Genomic DNA, 17,281 nt, shown 5'->3' on the forward strand with positions numbered 1-17,281 from the left:
GAGTTCCGCATTACGGCCCCCTGTGGCGCTGACAATGATGATGACCTCATGGGGTCGGGGTGCACTCTCTTCGGGGAGCACCCGTCTCCTCACAGTTGGAGGGTCTGGGATGCGACGCGGGAGATGCTGGACCGAATGATCTTCCATATTCACTACGGCCATGGCGAGACCGTGGACGGCTGCATTCCATGTGAAAAGGAGTTCGGGCCCCTTGAGGGTGCCAGACCCGGACTGGCCCAAGCAAAGGAACGCCCCTACCGATCACGGTGGGAGCGTTCTGGGTTTGGTTGATTCGACGGTTCAGAGCAGGGCCCGGAACGGGTTGGAATCGAGAACGGGAGCAGGTTCGGGAACTGGGGCCGGGGCGGGCGTCCGCTTCACCGGAACGGGGGCGGGACGGTAGGCGTCCATCTGCACGACCGTTCCACGGTTCCCATTACGCTCCGCGCTGGCCGGCTGCACCTCAGCGTGACGGGAACAGTCAGGCTGCGGTGCGTGAACGGGAGTGTCGGGGCGGAGGGTGAAGACCGTACTGGGGCGGCCGGTCTTGCCCGACCGTTCTACGGTGACGACGATTTCGGGCAGTGCCTTGACCTCCCGTGCGGAGGCTCCGACGTAGGGAAGTACCTGGGTGGAGGTGGCCCGCCCGCCGTGGAGTTCGATGCGGGCTCTGACCTTGTCTGCCAGGCTGAGGGACTGCCGCTTCACCTTCGGTGAGTCGGCCCCCTTAGTGATCCGTACGGCGTCCTGGACGGAACGGCGTACCAGTGTGAAGGCCGCGAACAGGATCTCTTCCGTGATGGTCTCGGAGCATTCGGAGGCTGCCAGGCACGCAGCGACTCTGAGGGTCTGCTCAGCCGTTCTCTCAATGAACACGGCCTGTGCTTCGGGGAGCGACTCCCCGAGGATGCGGGCGTAACGGCGCACGATGCGCCACAGGGGCCGGGCGTCCTCTCCCAGGGTGATCGTTCTGGGCCGTGCCGTGGCCCAGGCGTAAGCGTCCGACAGGGTCCATCCGTCCACCTTGGGCAGGCTCACCCTGTCGTCATCGAGCATGGGCACCGACCCGAGCAGGAAGGGGAGGATGCGGTTGTACGAGCCTCCGGCCGCATCCGACTGCCCCACGTATGTGGCCCAGTCGGAGGGGGTGATGTGGGAGTGCAGTACCAGGGCAGGGTTCCGGACCTCCTGAGCCTCTTCCTTAGTTGTGTTGCGGAGGGTGGAGCCGTCCCAGGCCCCCCGCAGTTTGGTGGTGAAGGAGGGGTCCCGCTTGACCCTCTTCAGGACCTCAGTCCACTCCTCTTCCACCACCAACGCCCGCACATCCCTGCCCTGTTCGGTCTCTTCCGTGGCTTCCTGCTGTTCCCACAGGTGGTGCACGAGGCTTGCCCCGGACGTGATTCCCGATGTGGTGTGCGTCGCCAGGAACCGCCCCAGGGATGGGTCCAGAAGGTGAAGCGCTGCCCGCAGTGCCGTTCCCTTGCCCCTGCCCGTTCCGGCCACCAGAGCCGACCAGAGCAGAACAGGGCGGGCGTTGCCACGGGAAGAGACGGTGACCGTTCCTCCGATGGCTGCCGACCACATCGAGAGGGCGGCCACGTACACACCCAGTGCATCCGTTTCCAGGAACGGGGAGATCTTGCGGACGGCCCGACCAATGGGGCCGTACAGAACGGGAGTGCTCATGCTGCTGCCTTCGCTTCCTGAGAATGGGTCTGCACAAGAGGGGTCACGGTGCGCCACCGGCCCCCGTCTTTCGTCTGGGCGTCCGGCTCCTTGTTCGTCGCCTTCAGCAGGGGGAGCACGTCGCCCCCGTCCGCCGGAATGATCACGGCGGCACAGCGGGAGACCTTCGCGGAGGGGACCTGTCGTCTGGTCTCTTTGAGGGCAACGGGGTCATCACTGACCACCCCGGTACGGTCCACGCCCCGGGGAGTCATCCACGTCACCCAGGAACCTGGGCCGTAGGCGCGTTTGGTGGGTTTGCTGCCCTGTCCGTAACCCTTGGCTCCCCTCCACACTGCTGTGTCAGTGGGCCGGGGGTGACGGCCGCACCCAGCGGCCGTCACTGTGGGCGCGGCACTCAGGCCGCTGCCGCTTTTCCCTGAGCGGGCTCCCCGTGGGCACTCTGGTAGGCGTGGCGCACCCCCATCGGGACACGCCCCTGAGCGGGGAGGTTCGGCCAGCCGTTGGCACGGGCCCAGGCACGGATCACCTTGTTGCGCTCGCGGGTACTCATGCCCGAGTGGTCCACCTTGGCAGGCTCAGGAAGCGGGTCACCCCCGGTGAACTCACCATTCAATACAGCGGACTTGAAGCGTCCGGGCTCCCGCACGTCCATGCACGGGATGCCACGTTCGGAGGCGTCCCGCAGTTTGGTCCCGTTCCGCTCGCCACCCTCACCCAGGATCAGCAGAACGGTGCTCTCATCCGCACGCCCCACCACTTCGAAGCCAGCATTGCGGACCGCATCACGGGCCGACTTCCAGTCGTAGCCTGGCACTTCGCCCGACAGCATCACGGACGGCACCGGCTCAGGGTTGGGCGCTTCCTCGCTCACACCCTCCGCCACGGCAGGGGACTGCTCAGGAATGGCCACATGCTCAGCAGTGACCACCATTGCCTCAGGGACGGCAGGGGCAGGCTCGACCTCAGCGGCCTGAACAGAGGGAGCCTCAGGGACTCCCAGAGCGTCAGTCAGGTACTGGGTGAAGGTGGAGGAATGCTCACTGCACAGATCCCAGGAACGGGCACCCAGGGCCAGTGTTTCCGCTGCCTCTTCCTCGCTTCCGTCACGCGCTATGTGAGCGTCGCACAGAACCTTTTCCACGGGCACGAGAACCGTCTTACGCATAGCGCCGCATTCCTTTGTTAGGGAGGAAGTGTCAGCAGGTGGCCGGAGCGTCGCTCTACGACCTCCCCGCTTAACCACCATTCTTCCTCACCCCTATCACGGAATGATAACTAACACATAACTGAACCATTACTCAATATGGGGGTAATGGTAATTACATAAAGAATAGGACCCACCGGGGGTGCCTTCCTTCCATCACGTTTGCCAATCAAAATATGACGGAATGGGAAACCGTTCAACTTCCCATTCTCAGGTCATTTCTCGGCAGGTGTAGCAGCGTTTCGGCTCATGCTTCAGGGAGTCGCCCCAGGGGTGTTCGAGGCCCGTTACCTGCCACCCGATGTGGACGGCGAACTCTGCGACACAGTCCGAGCACGACTGTGGCTCTGACCAGGGACATTCGATGCCGGGGCGATGTGTCCCGTCGTGCGTGACGGCGGCCCCGGCCTTCGCTGCTCGGCGTGCGCTCACTGGTCACCACCCCCGTTCTGAAACGTCCAGCCCAGCCGTTTCATCCCGTCTGCCGTGAGCCCCAGGGACGTGGCAAGGTGGCGGAACTCCATTTGATGATTGGCGTTCGCTGAGCCGTCCAGGATCTTCCCGAAGTACGTCAGCATCACGGCCACGGTGGGAATGAAGGACTCGTCCCACATTGCGGCCTGTGGGGATGCCCACCATTGCCGCCACTGGTCACGCTCGGAATCAGACCACTCGCGGAATGCAGGTAGATCGGGTATCGGTAGACCGTGATCCCACGGTAGCTCTATCAAACCCCTGAAACGGGAGTACGGGGAGTTCGGGTTACGCGATTTAGGCAAGGGGTTCCTCCGGTTCTGATTACGGGGTGTCGAGGGCCGGCGCTGCGGTGAGTAAACGGGAACGGGCCCCCGCCTGTTGGCAGGGGCCCGAACTAGTCCAGAGGTCAGGCTGCGGTGACCCATTCCACGGCGGCCTTCACAATTCCCTTAGTCGGCCTGGACTCTTCAAAGGTGTTGTCCGCCTTCTTGGTGTCCAGCTCCGGGTACCGCACGATCTTGCCGCCGTACAGGTGGAGGGTGTCGATGTAGTCGGCCCGGTACTTCTCCGACTGGCCCTCACGGAAGCCGGTGAACTGGCTTGCGTAGGTGGCGAACTCCTTGTGTCCGGCCACGATGTCCACGCCCTTGGGCATGGCCGTGGTGGTGAGGATGGTAAAGCCAGCGAGACGCGCCACCACACCGTTCGCGGTCACGCCGCCTTCGCCGTACGCGGCGGCGTTGGCAACGGCCGGATGCTCAATCAGGTACCGCTTCACACGGGGCGAGACGACCACGTAACGGCCTGCCGGGATGTCGTTGTCGTCCAGGGCCAGCATCATGTCCAGGATCGCGCTGTAGAGCGCCTGCGGGGCACGCTCCGCCGTCGCCTTGACTGTCGGAAGGGCCGTGGCGCTGTTCGCGATCACACGACCCATGAACGTATCGGCCTCACGGGCAAGGGAACGGATCATCTGCTGATTGATCGGGGAGCTGAGACCGCCAGCGAGCTGGACACGCTCCGCGTCCTCAATGAGGACCTGAAGGTACTTGGCCTCAGTGATTGGCAACTTCTGGTCAACCGTCTCCGGCCGCTGGGCCGTCATCCCTTCCGAGATGGTGTAGTTGCCCACGGTCGGCCGCAGAAGCGAGTTGATGTGGACAACGTCGCCCTGCTTCCGGATGTCGCCCTCGTACTTGTTGTTGGCGACGATCGGGGAGGCCCACACCAGCAACGGGTCAAAAGCAACCAGGAGTTCGGCATCCCAGATTTCCGGGACGAAGGTATGGGTGGCAGGGTTCTGGTAGGCAAAGGTCATATGGGTACTCCTGGTTAGCGCTTGCGGATGTCGAGGGAAATTCGGCGGGTGAACCCTTCATAACTGCGGGAGTGGCCCGTACCGGCAATCTGCGGAAACTCCGGCTCCTGCGCCGCAGCGAGCGGAGCCAAGGCCTTACCAATGGCCTCGGCCGAAGGGTTGCCGTCCTCGCCGAGCAGCTTGGAAGTGTCCAGGTAATCGGTGAAGCCGTCGCCCAGCTTGATACCGGCCTGGGCCGCATGGACCCTGAGTTCGGCATGGGCGAGTTTGGCCGCGTACTCGCGCTGCACCTCAGCCCGAACGGAATCGAAACCGTCGGCCGGCGTCAGGGCCGGAGAATGGGAATCAGTCTGGGGGTCGCTCACGGCGACACCTCCTAAGTATCTAAGTAACCAAGAAGTAGTAAGGGCCGCTCTCAAGGCGGCCCCTATGACTCACAAGAGGACAACGTAAGAGAAGACACTGCCCCCCTTACCCCCCACTGGAGAACGCACAGCAGAAGGCAAGGGGAGCGTGCTTCTCTACGAGTCAACTCACAGGGAGGTATCCGCAGAGCCTCATAACGACTTAGGAACTGCCCAGCCCACAGGCTGTGCCAGAGGCACACCGCCGAGTGTGCATGGCCCCAGAGGAAAGGTCCTCCACTAGTAGGGAATAAAGGCGACACAGCAAGAGGGGCCGCCCGTAAGCAGCCCCTCCCGGTTCAGGTACCTGTGGTGTTGATCCTGCCCCACAGGTCTCGGTACCCCTGTAGGTCCTGCCCCTCATTTCCCCGGAAGTCGTAGACAAGATTCCTGTTATTTCCCAGGCTGATCCCTGCATACCTGAGACGCCGCGTGCGGGCTTTAGCGGCCTTTTGGTGGTCCTGGCAGTACTTCCGTGGCCTACCCCTGTTTCGTGCCGCCTTAGAGCAGTACAGGGCCTCCGAGCAGCCGAGCCAACGGCACCCCTCCCAGACCTCCCGCTGAGGGACATTCTTGTCCTCATGGAACCCTCCTGCGTCCTTGAGGGCAGCCTCTGAGTCCTCATCAATTCGCCCTCCCCCGGGGCGTTCCTGCATCAGGGCGTTGAGTTCCCTCCTGCCTGCTTCTGGGTCGTGATCGGGGAGGGTGGCGTACAGGCTGCACGCCTCCAGAGGGAGTAGGCCGGTAAAGGCTGCTGCTATTCGGTCGTGCTCGGTTTCCTCCGGTGCCTGCCAGGGCGCAGGCCACTCATCACGCATCTCCGGTTCAGCATCATCAAGGAGTTTGTCCGCCTGAGATTCAAGCCTCGCCCATTCCCGGGGACTGGCAGTCAAAAGACTCACTAATCAACCCTCCCGTTCAGTTCTGCCGATCCAGCCAATTCTCAAGGTCGTTAGGGCGACACCGGAGAGACTGGCCTACTTTCCGGAACGGGATCTGCTCCTTCTTCCAGTTGCTGTAGACCCAAGACCGGGGCTTGGTCAGGTACCGGGCAACGTCATCAACGGTCATCAGATTGGACACGCGGTCTCCAGGGAAAGAGAAAACCCCCGAGTCGCCTCGGGGGCTGATGAATTTTGAAAAAGGGTATCGGTGTGCTGCGCTTTAAAGCGATGCGGCTTCCGCTCGCCGCTCCATTGCTGCGATGTGTGCATCAACGACGTCATGGATGAGCTGAACACCCTTCGAGGAAATCTCATCCGCTTCCCGTGCTGTCGAGATGCCCTCATTGAAGGCGCATGTGACATCCCTTGGAAATTCCTCGTTGAGCTGGTGGATATTGGGCTTCATGTCGCTACCTGTCGTCCGGTGGCGGCCGTTCCGCCCGCCTCTGTTCGGTGTGACTCCAGATCTACAGCACGCACAACACCAGAGGCAAACCGGTTCGGCAAACAGGTTGGGCGTGGTAGTTTCAGCGTGTGAGCGAAGAACACGCAAGCAGCGGCCGGATCGTCGTCCAAGACCTCGGGCCTTGGGTCGTCGAGATGGAGTGGCCCGAAGGCGTAAGCCAGGGAGGGCCGGGCGTGCTGGTAGTGCGCCCTAAAGGATCAGCCAACTATCCGCCGGGCGGGATCAGTTCGACCGTCCTGCGGCAGATCGACTTCAAGGAGGCAGCGGAGACACTGCGGCGACAGGCTGAAGTCTCGGGAGTGCGTGCCCAGGCGCGGGCGGAGTACCAGCAGGACCGCACCCGGCGGCTTAGGGAAGCGGCAGGCAAGGGCGTGACGGACGAATACCTGGCACTCCTCGCCAGTGCCTACGTCTCCTACGTCAACGACGGCGGCACGGGCCCCCTGGCCCACCTGGGCGAACAGGTCGGCAAGAGCGAGTCCACCATCAAAGGTCATCTGTGGCAGGCCCGGAAGCGGGAACTGCTCAGCGGATCGGCTGGCCGCGCGGGCGGCGCACTCACCCCCAAGGCGTCCGCGATCCTCATGGAGATCGTTCCGGGCGCTCAGCAAATGAAGTCACTCGCCGACATGGCAGGCGAGGGCGGCAGTGAACAGGAAGAGAACTAGAGCGTTGGCCAAGCGAGGAAACGGGCTCGGCGGTACCCCCGTGGAGATCAAGCGGACGGGACGGCCGAACACCTGGGGCGTGCGTACGCCCCTGCACTTCAACAAGGCGACAGGGAAGCAGGACCGCTACTGGATAGGCCGGGACTACAAGACCAAGACCGAAGCGGAAAGGGCGCTCCGCGCCTGGCACGCCGACCACGACGCGGGGAAGGTCGCATCCCGTTCGGACATGAAGCTGGGTGACTGGCTCGACAAGTGGCATAGCAACCTACGGAAGGAGGGAACGACCGTGGCCGGGTACGAGACGAAGATCCGTTTGCACATCAAGCCGCACATCGGCGGCGTGAAGCTGTGCGAGGTCACGGACGACACCCTTGACGACCTGTACCGGATGCTGGAAACCGCCCCGTGCCCGACCAACAAGGGCAAGCCGCTCGGAGCCAAGTCCGTGCGGCACGTCCACAACATCCTCTCCGGGGCCCTGGGCTCAGCCGTCCCGAAGCTGATACCGGCGAACCCGGCAGCGACCGCGAACCCTCCGACAGGCCGGGAGATCCGCGCTCAGGAGCGCGACTTCCCGACCGTGGACGACGACCAGACGGGCCGCTTCCTGCGTTCGGTGTGGGAGCCGTGCGGCAACAAGGTCTGTGACGGCGGCCTGACGCACCACTGCCTTCGGGACGCTCCGCAGTGGACCGTCTACGCCGCTACCGGTGTCCGGCGCAGTGAGGCGCTGGGCATGAAGTGGTCCCTGATCAACTGGGATGAGGGGTCCATCGAGCTGGGCTGGGTCGTGGTCGAGGAGGGCAACACGTACCGGCTGCGGAAGCTCACGAAGGACGGCGACGCGAACGCCGTGATCTACGTGGACCAGTCCGTCATGAACGTCCTGAAGTGGCAGTGGGAACGTCAGCAGGCGGAGCGCAAGCGCCTCGGTGCGGCCTGGGTGGATCACGATCTCGTGTTCGCCCGGGACGGCTTCAAGCTGTACCGGGGCGAGGCAGGAGGGCCGCAGGACCCTGAGAAGGTGTCGGCTCGCTGGCGGACGCTGCGCACCCGGTTGAAGCTCCCGGAGGACTTCCGGATTCACGACTGGCGGCACAGCAAGGTCACGAACGATCTGGAGGCCGGGGAGAACCCCGTCGAGGTCTCCGCGAATGTCCGGCACCACTCGCCGGGCTACACCATGGCCCGCTACGGGCACAGCAGGAAGAACGGAGCCCGGAAGCTCGCCGCCTCCGGAGCCAACAGGCTCGGCCTGTCATCCCTGGTCTGACCAGGGAAATCTCTGGGCCGTTGGTCACGTGGTTGGTCACGCCACAGCCTGGGAAAGCAAAAAACCCCACGTGAAGTGGGGTCTTAGCTGGTGTCCGAGGGGGGACTTGAACCCCCACGCCCGATAAAGGGCACTAGCACCTCAAGCTAGCGCGTCTGCCATTCCGCCACCCGGACCGGTGGTCTGTCGCGGTTTCCCGCGGCGACGTGGAAAACCATAGCAAACATTCGGGGGCCTCTGATCACACAGGTCAGGTGCGTGAACGGCGCATGACGACGGGTGCCCGGCCTTGGGCGTCGGAGGGTGGACGCGGGAGGATGAAGAGGACCACCAGCAGCGATAGCGGGAGGAACCATCGTGAGCGAGTCGAGCAGGGCCGTCAGGGCGGGCGACGCGGACCGGTCGCGGGCCGTCACCGGTGAGGACGAGGTCGTCGATCTCTGCCGCGACCTGATCCGCATCGACACGAGCAACTACGGCGATCACTCGGGCCCGGGGGAGCGCAAGGCCGCCGAGTACGTCGCGGAGAAGCTCGCCGAGGTGGGGCTCGAACCGCAGATCTTCGAGTCGCACCCCGGCCGCGCCTCCACGGTGGCCCGCATCGAGGGCGAGGACCGCTCCCGGCCCGCGCTGCTCATCCACGGCCACACCGACGTCGTACCGGCGAACGCCCAGGACTGGAGGCACCACCCCTTCTCCGGGGAGATCGCGGACGGCTGCGTGTGGGGGCGTGGCGCCGTCGACATGAAGGACATGGACGCGATGACCCTCGCGGTCGTCCGGGAGCGCATGCGCACCGGCCGCAAGCCCCCGCGCGACATCGTGTTGTCCTTCATGGCCGACGAGGAGGCCGGCGGCACGTACGGCGCGCGCTACCTCGTCGACAACCACCCCGAGCTCTTCGAGGGCGTCACGGAGGCCATCAGCGAGGTCGGCGGCTTCTCCTTCCAGGTCAACGAGGACCTGCGGCTCTACCTCATCGAGACGGCCCAGAAGGGCATGCACTGGATGAAGCTGACCGTCGACGGCACCGCGGGCCACGGTTCGATGATCCACAAGGACAACGCCATCACCGAACTGTCCGAGGCCGTCGGTCGGTTGGGGCGGCACAAGTTCCCGGTACGGGTGACCAAGACGCTGCGGCACTTCCTGGACGAGCTCGGCGACGCGCTCGGCACCGAGCTGGACCCCGAGAACATGGACGAGACGCTCGCCAAGCTCGGCGGCATCGCCAAGCTCATCGGCGCATCGCTGCAGAACACCGCCAACCCGACCCAGCTGGGCGCGGGCTACAAGGTCAACGTCATCCCGGGCCAGGCGACGGCGCAGGTCGACGGGCGCTTCCTGCCCGGATACGAGGAGGAGTTCCTCGCCGACCTGGACCGGCTCCTCGGCCCGCACGTCAAGCGCACGGACGTGCACGCGGACAAGGCCCTGGAGACCACCTTCGACGGCGCGCTCGTCGACGCCATGCAGACGGCGCTCCAGGCCGAGGACCCGATCGCCCGTGCCGTGCCGTACATGCTCTCCGCGGGCACCGACGCCAAGTCCTTCGACGACCTCGGCATCCGCGGCTTCGGGTTCGCGCCGCTGAAGCTGCCGCCGGAGCTGGACTTCGCGGGCATGTTCCACGGTGTGGACGAGCGGGTGCCGGTGGACGGCCTGAAGTTCGGTGTGCGCGTGCTCGACCGGTTCATCGACGCGTCCTGAACGCCGGTCCGTACGCCCCCGCGTGACACAAATGCGTGCTGAAACGAAACTCCAATAATCGTCAGCGCGTGCGTACTTGACTGAAAAGAGTGAAAGGGACCATACGCTCGTAGCCCCGTTACCTCCTCCTCGTTACAGGTGGTGCGGTCCGCGGCTGGGATCGCATTGCCAACAAGGAGGAATAATGATCAAGAAGATCGTCGCTGCTGCGGCTGCAACTGGTGGTCTCGTGCTCGCGGGTGCGGGCATCGCTGCTGCCGACGCCGGTGCTCAGGGTGCCGCCGTGAAGTCCCCCGGTGTGCTCTCGGGCAACGTCGTCCAGGTGCCGGTGCACGTGCCGGTGAACGCCTGTGGCAACACGGTCTCCGTGATCGGGCTGCTGAACCCCGCCTTCGGCAACACCTGCGTCAACAAGTGACGTTGCAGTGCCTCACCCCATGAGGGTCTGAGTCCCTGGGCCCCGGAGTGCACGCCATGCGCTCCGGGGCCTTCGGGCATTCCGTGTGCGCGCCCCGAGGCGCGTACGCATTCCTGAAGGTCCTAAGGCAGGGAAAACCTATGCGACAGGTCACTCGAAAAGGCCTGATCACGGTGGCGGCCGCGACGGGCGTACTCGCCATGAGCGGTGGATACGCGCAAGCCGACTCGGGCGCCCGCGGGGGAGCATCGGACTCTCCGGGCGTGGCGTCCGGTAACTCGATCCAGCTCCCGGTCGACGTTCCGGTGAATGTCTGCGGCAACAGCGTCAACGTCGTCGGGGTGCTGAACCCCGCGGCGGGCAACAACTGCGCCAACACCTCCGCCGACGGCGGCAGCGGCCCGGGCAAGCCCTCGGGTGGCGGTTCATCGGCGGATGGGCACACCAGTGACTCGCCCGGAGTGGGCTCGGGTAACAACGTGCAGCTGCCGGTCGACGTTCCGGTGAACGTCTGCGGCAACAGCGTCACCATCGGCGGTCTCGGCAACGCGACCGGCGGCAACGACTGCGCCAACGACTCGGGCGGGGGAACCCCTCCGGGCAGCGAGAAGCCGCCCACGAAGCCCGAGCGGCCGCCGGGCGGTCAGGAGGAGAAGCCGGAGACGCCCGGACAGCCGGCGGAGCCCACGACTCCGGACAAGCCCGGTACGCCGGGCGAGAAGCCGGTGGACGACCGGGCGATGCCGAACCAGCCGGGGGCGCAGTCCATCGCGCAGCCCAAGGGCTCGGAGACGCTCGCGTCGACGGGCAGTGAGCTGCCGGTCGGCGTGGTGCTGCCGGTGGGCGCGGGCATGCTGCTCGCGGGCACGGTGCTGTACCGCAGGACGCGGTCGGCCGCCTGATCAGGGTGCGCGTCGCTGCCTGATCCCGTACGGAGAACGGAGGGTGTCCCGCCTGGTCGGGGCACCCTCCCGGCGCGTTCTCTCACCTCACCAAGTGGCCCGGAGCTGGCGGATGATCCGCCGCTTCAGCCGCACTCTGCGGCTGCCGTCCGAGTGCAGGCTCAGGCGGTCCAACTCCCAGTGCCCGTACTCCGCGTGGTCTGTCAGCAGGCGCGTTGCTTCCTTGCGGGTGACCCCGCGCGGCACATACACGTCGACAAATTCGTATTCCGGCATCGCATCTATTGTGCAAGTACAGGCCCGGTACGGATAGCGTCTGCACTATGTCTGATGCTGCGCAGCCCACCGCTGCCGAGGTACGCGCCGCCGCCGAGGCGGTCAAGACCGCGCTCGACCGTCACCTGGCCGCGGTCGAACGCAGGTCGGGCGAGGACGACCCGGCCGTCTACGAAGCGTTCAACGAGCTCGCCGCCGCGGCCGAGGAGTACGACGAGCTTCTCTACGACCGCTATGACGAGGTCACCCCCTTCGAGATTCCCGGCTCGGACAGCGGTGTGCTGCCGCCGTACCAGGGCCCGGAGGAGGCGAACGCGCTGAGCGTGCTGATCCGCAGGGACTACGCCGTCGCGGAGCCGCAGCGGCTCCTCGCGCAGGCCCAGCGGGTCGCGGACCTCGACGCGGGCACGGCGGGCGAGAGCCCCGCGGCCGCGGCGGCAGGCAGCAGTGTGCACACCGCGCTCGGCGTCCTGTTCGGCGAGTTCGAACCGGACGAAATCGCCTCTCGGCACAAGGAGTTCGGCCTGGAGGAGGGGGACTCCACGCTCTGGGTCACCGCGGCGGACGAGCCCGCCGAGCCGGGGGAGTGGCTCGACACCCCCTTCGACCAGGCGGACCCGCAGCGGGTCGTGTGCCGGTTCGACGTCAGTGCGGTCTTCGACGACGAGCCGGACGACGACGGGATCGACTCCGGAGTCCGTGTCCGCGTCGACCGGGACGCCGTGGCGGTCCTGGAGGAACTCGACGACGCCGACGACGCCGACGAGGTGGATGAGGCGGACGTGCTCGACATCGATGACGACCGGAGCCCGCTGGACGCGGACCGCTGATCTCCGGGGCGCTTTTCCGGGTGCCGCCGGACACGGCGGTCACCCGGAGGCGCGGGAACGGGACGCCGCACGGGCTCAGGCCGTGGCGGGGACCTGGGGTCGCAGGAGGGTCTGGAGGCGCGTCGTACGAGCCTTCGCGGGGATCTCCGCCACCGCGCGCGGCAGCGCCTGCTCGGCACCCTGGACCACCGAGAGGTGCCGCTCACCGCGGCTGAACGCGGTGTAGACCCAGGGCCTGCTCAACGCCGCGGTCGCGTCGCCGGGCAGCACCACGACCGCCGCGGGCCAGCTCAGACCGACGGCCTGGTGCGCGGTGAGTGCCCAGGCGTGCCGCACTGTCTGCTCCACCTGCTCCTTCGGTACGACGACGGGGGCGCCGTCACACTCCAGGTGCAGCCCCTGCGCGTCGGCCCGCAGGACGCGGCCCAGCGTCGTGCGCCCGGGCGCCGGGACGTGGGCGACGCGGTCGCCGGGGTCGAAGCCGCCGAACCGGCCGGGCCCGGGGTTCAGCCGCTCCTTGAGCGCGGTGTTCAACGCGCGCGTGCCCGCCGCGCCGCCGTGCCCGGGAGTGATCACCTGGGTGTCCTCCGTGGGCACCCCGATCGCCCGCGGCACCGAATCCGCCACGAGCTGCACCGTGCGGTGGACCGCCTCGCCCGCGTCGCGCACGGGGACGATCACGACTTCCTTGCCCGGCGCCTCGACCTGGTTCAGCTCGCCGATGCCGATCCCGGAGACCAGCTCCCCGATGGGCCCGGGGTCCGGAACGCGCGAGACGACCTGGGGGCAGCAGCGCGCCGCCAGGAGGTCCGCGAAGACCCGGCCCGGGCCCGCCGACCACAGCATTCCCGGATCGCCGCTCAGCACCAGGCGGGCGCCGTCGGGCAGGGACTCCACCAGCATCGCGGCGGTCTCGACGTCCAGCTGCGGCGCGTCAAGGACCACCAGGAGGTCGAGGGCGAGTGCCCCGTCCCTGTCCCGCCCCGGGCCTTCGGCCCCGGAGAGCAGCCCCGCCACGGTCGCGGCACCCGTCTCGTCCGCGCCCCCTTCGTCCGTGCCCGTTTCATCGGCCGCCGTGAGCCCGGCGACGCGTCGCCGTCCCGCGGAGCTGTGCGTGGCCGCCCATGCCCGCAGGCCGAGACCCGCGGCGGCCGTCACCAGCGCGGCGGGCTCGGCGCGTGCCGCCTCGCCGCCGGTGTGCAGGACGAGCCCATGGTCGGCCACCGCGCGGATCAGCTCGGCGGTCGAACCCGACGCCTGGCCCGCCGCGGAGGCCCAGTCGGTGGCCTGCGGGCCCGAACCCTCTTCCTTGGGAAGGGAGTTGATCACGCGGGCGAGTCCGTCGGCGAGGCTCTCCTCCGCGAGGGCGTACTGCTCGAGGCCGACCAGGACGCGGACCGGCTGCTCGGTCTCCTCGCCCTCGCCGTCGCCCTCTTCCTGTACGGGGGCCGGCGCCCCCGGTGTCTCGATGGCGTCCTGGAAGACCAGGATGTCGCCCTCCGCGATGGCGCTCTGCACCGCCGCGTCCGGATCGGGCACCGCCCGCTTTCCGAGCGCCGCGGTGAGGGCTGCCGCGTCCAGGGCCGTGTGCCCCGCGACGGCCGCCTGTTCCAGGAGCCAGGCGGTGATCGCGCGACCCCTGCGCTCGTCGTCGGGCCCGCACTCCGCGCCGAGCAGTGCCCGCGCGAACCCGTCGGCCTGCTCCGTGCGCACGCCGGCAACCCGCAGCAACTGCCAGGGGTCCTCGCGCAGTTGGTCATCGGCACCCTCGCCGAGCACTGCCGCCGTCCGTGCGGCGAGGGCGGCGGGCGCCCCTCCGTCGGCGAGCACGGCACGGACCGCTTCCACGGCTTCGTCGCCGGGGCCCGAGGCGGCCGCCACGACGGGCCGAGGTCGCCGCTCGGGCTCGGGCGCCGCCCTGCGGGGCGCGGGCCCGGGCTCGCTGAAGGCGCTGGCGACCGGCTTCTCACCGCTCTCCACCGCGCGCACGGCGGCCAGCAGATCCGCGGCCTTGCCGCTGAGCTTGGCCCCGGCGTCGACCGGCCCCTCCTTGGCGGCCTTGCGCTCGGCGATCCGCTCCTGGAGCTCCCGCTGGGCGGCGATCTCCGCCTCGGTCTCGGAGAGTTCCCTGCCCTCCGCGGCGGCTTCACCTTCGGCGGCACCCTCGGGCCCGGCGGAGCCTGTGGTGTCGGCGGTGTCGGCGTCGGTCGCGCCCTCGGGCTCCGGCGCCCCCGCCCCGGCCTCCTCCGCGGCAGCGGCCCCCTCCGCTTCCTCCGCGGCAGCGGTTTCCGGCTCCGTACTCACAGCGTGCTCCAGTCGTGATCGGGGTAGCGGTGCACGGGCGCCGACACGTCGTCGAGCGCCTGGCAGATCTCGTCAGGAAGACTAAGGGTCTCCACTGACAATGCGGCCGTGAGCTGCTGCGCGTTGCGCGCGCCGACGATCGGCGCGGTCACTCCCGGGCGGTCGCGCACCCAGGCGAGGGCGACTTGGAGAGGCGTGGCCGCGAGGCCGTCCGCCGCCGTGGCGACGGCGTCGACGACGCGGCTCGCGGCGTCGTCGAGATAGGGCGCGACGAACGGCGCGAGGTGCTCGGAGCCGCCGCGCGAGTCGGCCGGGGTGGAGTGGCGGTACTTGCCGGTGAGTACGCCGCGGCCGAGCGGCGAGGAGGGCAGCAGGCCCATGCCGAGGTCCATCGCGGCGGGCAGCAGCTCCCGCTCGACGCCGCGTTGCAGCAGGGAGTACTCCATCTGCGTACTGGCCAGGCGGGTCCGCGTGCCCGGGGCCGCGAGCTGCCACGTCGCCGCCTTGGCGAGCTGCCAGCCGGAGAAGTTCGAGATGCCCGCGTAGCGTGCCCGGCCGCTGCTGACGGCGATGTCCAGGGCCTGGAGCGTCTCGTCCAGGGGCGTGCGGGGGTCGAAGGCGTGCAGCTGCCACAGGTCCACGTACTCCGTGCCGAGGCGGGCCAGGGACGCGTCGAGCGCGGACAGGAGGTGGCCCCGCGATCCGTCGAAGCGGCGGTCGGGGTCGGGCACGCTGCCCGCCTTGGTCGCGATGACCAGGTCGCGCCGCGGCACGAGCCGTTCTATGAGGCGGCCGAGCAGATACTCGGCCTCCCCGTCGCCGTACACATCAGCTGTGTCGATGAGGCTGCCGCCGGCTTCCCAGAACACCTTCAACAGCTCGGCGGCGTCGCTCTCCTGGGTGTGCCCCCAGGTGAGGGTGCCGAGTCCGATCCGGGACACGCGAAGGCCGGTACGGCCGAGATGCCTCTGCTCCATGGGCGCTGAGATTACTGGCCGTGCTCCAGCGGCGTGAGGTGCTGTGGACAACCCTGTGCTTGTGGACAACCTCGGCACCCGCCCGCCCGCCGCTGACGGCGCACGCGCCCACGCGCTACAGTCCCCGGCACAGGGACGTTACTGCTCAGTAAGGGGATTCGGCCATGCAGCTCGGGATCAACCTCGGCTACTGGGGCGCGGGGATGGACGCGGACAACCTCGCCGTCGCCAAGGAGGCCGACAAGCTCGGCTACGCGGTCTGCTGGGCCGCCGAGGCCTACGGCTCGGACGCCGCGACGGTGCTGTCCTGGGTGGCCGCGCAGACCGAACGCATCGACATCGGATCCGCGATCTTCCAGATCCCGGCCCGGCAGCCCGCGATGACCGCCATGACGGCCGCCACGCTCGACTCGCTCTCCGGCGGCCGCTTCCGCCTGGGCCTCGGCGTCTCGGGGCCGCAGGTCTCCGAGGGCTGGTACGGCGTCAAGTTCGACAAGCCGCTCGCCCGCACCCGCGAGTACGTCGAGATCGTCCGCAAGGCGATGACGCGCGAGCGCCTCAGCTACGAGGGCGAGCACTGGACGCTCCCGCTCCCGGACGGCCCGGGCAAGCCCATCAAGCTCACCGTCCACCCGCAGCGCGAGCACATCCCGCTCTACATCGCCGCGATCGGCCCCAAGAACCTGGAGCAGACCGGCGAGATCGCCGACGGCGCCCTGCTGATCTTCCCCTCGGCCGAGCACCTTGAGGAGACCGCGATCCGTCACCTGCGCGCGGGCCGCGAGAAGGCGGGCAAGACGATGGACGGCTTCGACGTCGTCCCGACGGTGCCGCTCGCGGTGGGCGACGACGTCAGCGGCCTCGCGGACATGTTCCGCCCGTACACCGCCCTCTACGTGGGCGGCATGGGCAGCCGCAAGCAGAACTTCTACAACCAGCTCGCCCAGCGCATGGGCTACGAGAAGGAAGCGGCCGAGATCCAGGACAAGTACCTGTCCGGCGACAAGGAGGGCGCGGCGGCCGCCGTGCCGCGCGAGCTGATCGACTCGACCACGCTGCTCGGCTCCGTGGACCGCATCGCCGAACGGATGCAGGCCTACGCGGCCGCCGGGGCCACCACTTTGACGCTGGCGCCGGCCGGCTTCACGCTGGATGAGCGGATCGCGGCCCTGCGCGCGGGTACGCAGGCCCTGGAGCGCGCCGGGCTGGCGTAACCGGAGGAGAAGTTCTGCGGCCGTGGTGGGGGCTCGGGGGTCTTCCCCGCCACGGCCGTCACGGGGCACAACGCGTCATGGCGCCCCTCGGTTACGGCTCCGTCCGGGGCCAACTGTCCTTCGTTTGGCGGAGCTGTCCGCAGCAGCTGTTGCCATGCCCGCGCCACCGCATTTGACTTGCTCTTTGCGGAGGTTCGCGCGGAG

At 67.7% G+C, this 17,281-nt stretch carries 17 protein-coding genes and 1 tRNA gene; 7 read left to right on the forward strand and 11 right to left on the reverse strand.

Features of this window, described 5'->3' with window-relative positions; translation table 11 throughout:
- Positions 1 to 300 precede the first annotated feature (300 nt).
- The 7 genes from ACZ5WE_RS14740 to ACZ5WE_RS14770 all read right to left on the reverse strand — a co-directional run bounded on the left by ACZ5WE_RS14740 (position 301) and on the right by ACZ5WE_RS14770 (position 6,163).
- Positions 301 to 1,686 (reverse strand): DUF3987 domain-containing protein, encoded by a 1,386-nt coding sequence (locus ACZ5WE_RS14740; RefSeq protein WP_467686825.1) that lies wholly within the window; start codon positions 1,684 to 1,686, stop codon positions 301 to 303.
- A gap of 397 nt (positions 1,687 to 2,083) precedes the next feature.
- Positions 2,084 to 2,854 carry an Lsr2 family DNA-binding protein gene (locus ACZ5WE_RS14745; RefSeq protein WP_467686823.1) on the reverse strand — a complete coding sequence of 257 codons (771 nt, stop codon included), beginning with the start codon at positions 2,852 to 2,854 and terminating at the stop codon, positions 2,084 to 2,086.
- 467 nt (positions 2,855 to 3,321) lie between these two features.
- On the reverse strand, positions 3,322 to 3,480 hold the full coding sequence (locus ACZ5WE_RS14750) for a hypothetical protein (protein WP_467686821.1): 159 nt from the start codon (positions 3,478 to 3,480) through the stop codon (positions 3,322 to 3,324).
- A gap of 296 nt (positions 3,481 to 3,776) precedes the next feature.
- Entirely contained in the window at positions 3,777 to 4,688 is a 912-nt protein-coding gene (locus tag ACZ5WE_RS14755; RefSeq protein WP_467686819.1) for a hypothetical protein, read from the reverse strand.
- A gap of 14 nt (positions 4,689 to 4,702) precedes the next feature.
- Positions 4,703 to 5,053, reverse strand: a complete 351-nt coding sequence (locus ACZ5WE_RS14760) for a hypothetical protein (RefSeq protein ID WP_467686817.1) — start codon at positions 5,051 to 5,053, stop codon at positions 4,703 to 4,705.
- Positions 5,054 to 5,391: 338 nt separating this feature from the next.
- Positions 5,392 to 5,994 (reverse strand): hypothetical protein, encoded by a 603-nt coding sequence (locus ACZ5WE_RS14765; protein ID WP_467686815.1) that lies wholly within the window; start codon positions 5,992 to 5,994, stop codon positions 5,392 to 5,394.
- A 16-nt stretch (positions 5,995 to 6,010) separates the two neighbouring features.
- Positions 6,011 to 6,163 (reverse strand): helix-turn-helix domain-containing protein, encoded by a 153-nt coding sequence (locus ACZ5WE_RS14770; RefSeq protein WP_467687115.1) that lies wholly within the window; start codon positions 6,161 to 6,163, stop codon positions 6,011 to 6,013.
- Positions 6,164 to 6,570: 407 nt separating this feature from the next.
- On the opposite strand from ACZ5WE_RS14770, the gene ACZ5WE_RS14775 reads away from it, so the two are divergent.
- Together ACZ5WE_RS14775 and ACZ5WE_RS14780 are read left to right on the forward strand one after the other, a co-directional pair.
- On the forward strand, positions 6,571 to 7,170 hold the full coding sequence (locus tag ACZ5WE_RS14775) for a hypothetical protein (protein ID WP_467686813.1): 600 nt from the start codon (positions 6,571 to 6,573) through the stop codon (positions 7,168 to 7,170).
- A gap of 4 nt (positions 7,171 to 7,174) precedes the next feature.
- Positions 7,175 to 8,446 (forward strand): tyrosine-type recombinase/integrase, encoded by a 1,272-nt coding sequence (locus tag ACZ5WE_RS14780; protein ID WP_467686811.1) that lies wholly within the window; start codon positions 7,175 to 7,177, stop codon positions 8,444 to 8,446.
- An 88-nt stretch (positions 8,447 to 8,534) separates the two neighbouring features.
- Here ACZ5WE_RS14780 and ACZ5WE_RS14785 read toward each other — a convergent pair.
- Positions 8,535 to 8,622 (reverse strand) — tRNA-Leu (locus tag ACZ5WE_RS14785).
- A gap of 181 nt (positions 8,623 to 8,803) precedes the next feature.
- Between ACZ5WE_RS14785 and ACZ5WE_RS14790 the strand changes: the two genes are divergently transcribed.
- From ACZ5WE_RS14790 to ACZ5WE_RS14800, 3 genes are all read left to right on the forward strand, one after another.
- The gene (locus tag ACZ5WE_RS14790) at positions 8,804 to 10,156 is read left to right on the forward strand and encodes a M20/M25/M40 family metallo-hydrolase (RefSeq protein ID WP_467686809.1); all 1,353 of its coding nucleotides are present in this window, start codon (positions 8,804 to 8,806) and stop codon (positions 10,154 to 10,156) included.
- 184 nt (positions 10,157 to 10,340) lie between these two features.
- Positions 10,341 to 10,574 carry a chaplin ChpH gene (gene chpH / locus ACZ5WE_RS14795; protein ID WP_367040265.1) on the forward strand — a complete coding sequence of 78 codons (234 nt, stop codon included), beginning with the start codon at positions 10,341 to 10,343 and terminating at the stop codon, positions 10,572 to 10,574.
- 140 nt (positions 10,575 to 10,714) lie between these two features.
- Positions 10,715 to 11,476, forward strand: a complete 762-nt coding sequence (locus ACZ5WE_RS14800; protein ID WP_467686807.1) for a chaplin — start codon at positions 10,715 to 10,717, stop codon at positions 11,474 to 11,476.
- 87 nt (positions 11,477 to 11,563) lie between these two features.
- Here the strand turns inward: ACZ5WE_RS14800 and ACZ5WE_RS14805 are convergent, their stop codons facing one another.
- On the reverse strand, positions 11,564 to 11,752 hold the full coding sequence (locus ACZ5WE_RS14805) for a DUF5703 family protein (RefSeq protein WP_055544534.1): 189 nt from the start codon (positions 11,750 to 11,752) through the stop codon (positions 11,564 to 11,566).
- Between the two features lie 47 nt (positions 11,753 to 11,799).
- Here ACZ5WE_RS14805 and ACZ5WE_RS14810 point away from each other — a divergent pair, with 47 nt between their 5' ends.
- Complete coding sequence (locus ACZ5WE_RS14810; RefSeq protein ID WP_467686805.1) at positions 11,800 to 12,582, forward strand: hypothetical protein; 783 nt, start codon at positions 11,800 to 11,802, stop codon at positions 12,580 to 12,582.
- A gap of 75 nt (positions 12,583 to 12,657) precedes the next feature.
- Here the strand turns inward: ACZ5WE_RS14810 and ACZ5WE_RS14815 are convergent, their stop codons facing one another.
- Together ACZ5WE_RS14815 and ACZ5WE_RS14820 are read right to left on the reverse strand one after the other, a co-directional pair.
- Positions 12,658 to 14,886: a helix-hairpin-helix domain-containing protein gene (locus ACZ5WE_RS14815; RefSeq protein WP_467686803.1), complete on the reverse strand. Its 2,229-nt coding sequence runs from the start codon at positions 14,884 to 14,886 to the stop codon at positions 12,658 to 12,660.
- Positions 14,883 to 15,863, reverse strand: a complete 981-nt coding sequence (locus tag ACZ5WE_RS14820) for an aldo/keto reductase (protein ID WP_467686801.1) — start codon at positions 15,861 to 15,863, stop codon at positions 14,883 to 14,885. The genes ACZ5WE_RS14815 and ACZ5WE_RS14820 overlap by 4 nt, the downstream gene beginning before the upstream one ends.
- A 164-nt stretch (positions 15,864 to 16,027) precedes the next feature.
- On the opposite strand from ACZ5WE_RS14820, the gene ACZ5WE_RS14825 reads away from it, so the two are divergent.
- Complete coding sequence (locus ACZ5WE_RS14825) at positions 16,028 to 17,077, forward strand: LLM class F420-dependent oxidoreductase (RefSeq protein WP_467686799.1); 1,050 nt, start codon at positions 16,028 to 16,030, stop codon at positions 17,075 to 17,077.
- Positions 17,078 to 17,281 lie beyond the last annotated feature (204 nt).

The sequence above is a fragment of the Streptomyces sp. NPDC033180 genome, assembly GCF_055577645.1.

Bases quoted from the DNA above. Each gene is read 5' to 3' on its own strand.
- ACZ5WE_RS14740 (WP_467686825.1), bottom strand. From the start codon at position 1,686: ATGAGCACTCCCGTTCTGTACGGCCCCATTGGTCGGGCCGTCCGCAAG.
- ACZ5WE_RS14745 (WP_467686823.1), bottom strand. From the start codon at position 2,854: ATGCGTAAGACGGTTCTCGTGCCCGTGGAAAAGGTTCTGTGCGACGCT.
- ACZ5WE_RS14755 (WP_467686819.1), bottom strand. From the start codon at position 4,688: ATGACCTTTGCCTACCAGAACCCTGCCACCCATACCTTCGTCCCGGAA.
- ACZ5WE_RS14770 (WP_467687115.1), bottom strand. From the start codon at position 6,163: ATGACCGTTGATGACGTTGCCCGGTACCTGACCAAGCCCCGGTCTTGG.
- chpH (WP_367040265.1), top strand. From the start codon at position 10,341: ATGATCAAGAAGATCGTCGCTGCTGCGGCTGCAACTGGTGGTCTCGTG.
- ACZ5WE_RS14800 (WP_467686807.1), top strand. From the start codon at position 10,715: ATGCGACAGGTCACTCGAAAAGGCCTGATCACGGTGGCGGCCGCGACG.
- ACZ5WE_RS14805 (WP_055544534.1), bottom strand. From the start codon at position 11,752: ATGCCGGAATACGAATTTGTCGACGTGTATGTGCCGCGCGGGGTCACC.
- ACZ5WE_RS14810 (WP_467686805.1), top strand. From the start codon at position 11,800: ATGTCTGATGCTGCGCAGCCCACCGCTGCCGAGGTACGCGCCGCCGCC.
- ACZ5WE_RS14820 (WP_467686801.1), bottom strand. From the start codon at position 15,863: ATGGAGCAGAGGCATCTCGGCCGTACCGGCCTTCGCGTGTCCCGGATC.
- ACZ5WE_RS14825 (WP_467686799.1), top strand. From the start codon at position 16,028: ATGCAGCTCGGGATCAACCTCGGCTACTGGGGCGCGGGGATGGACGCG.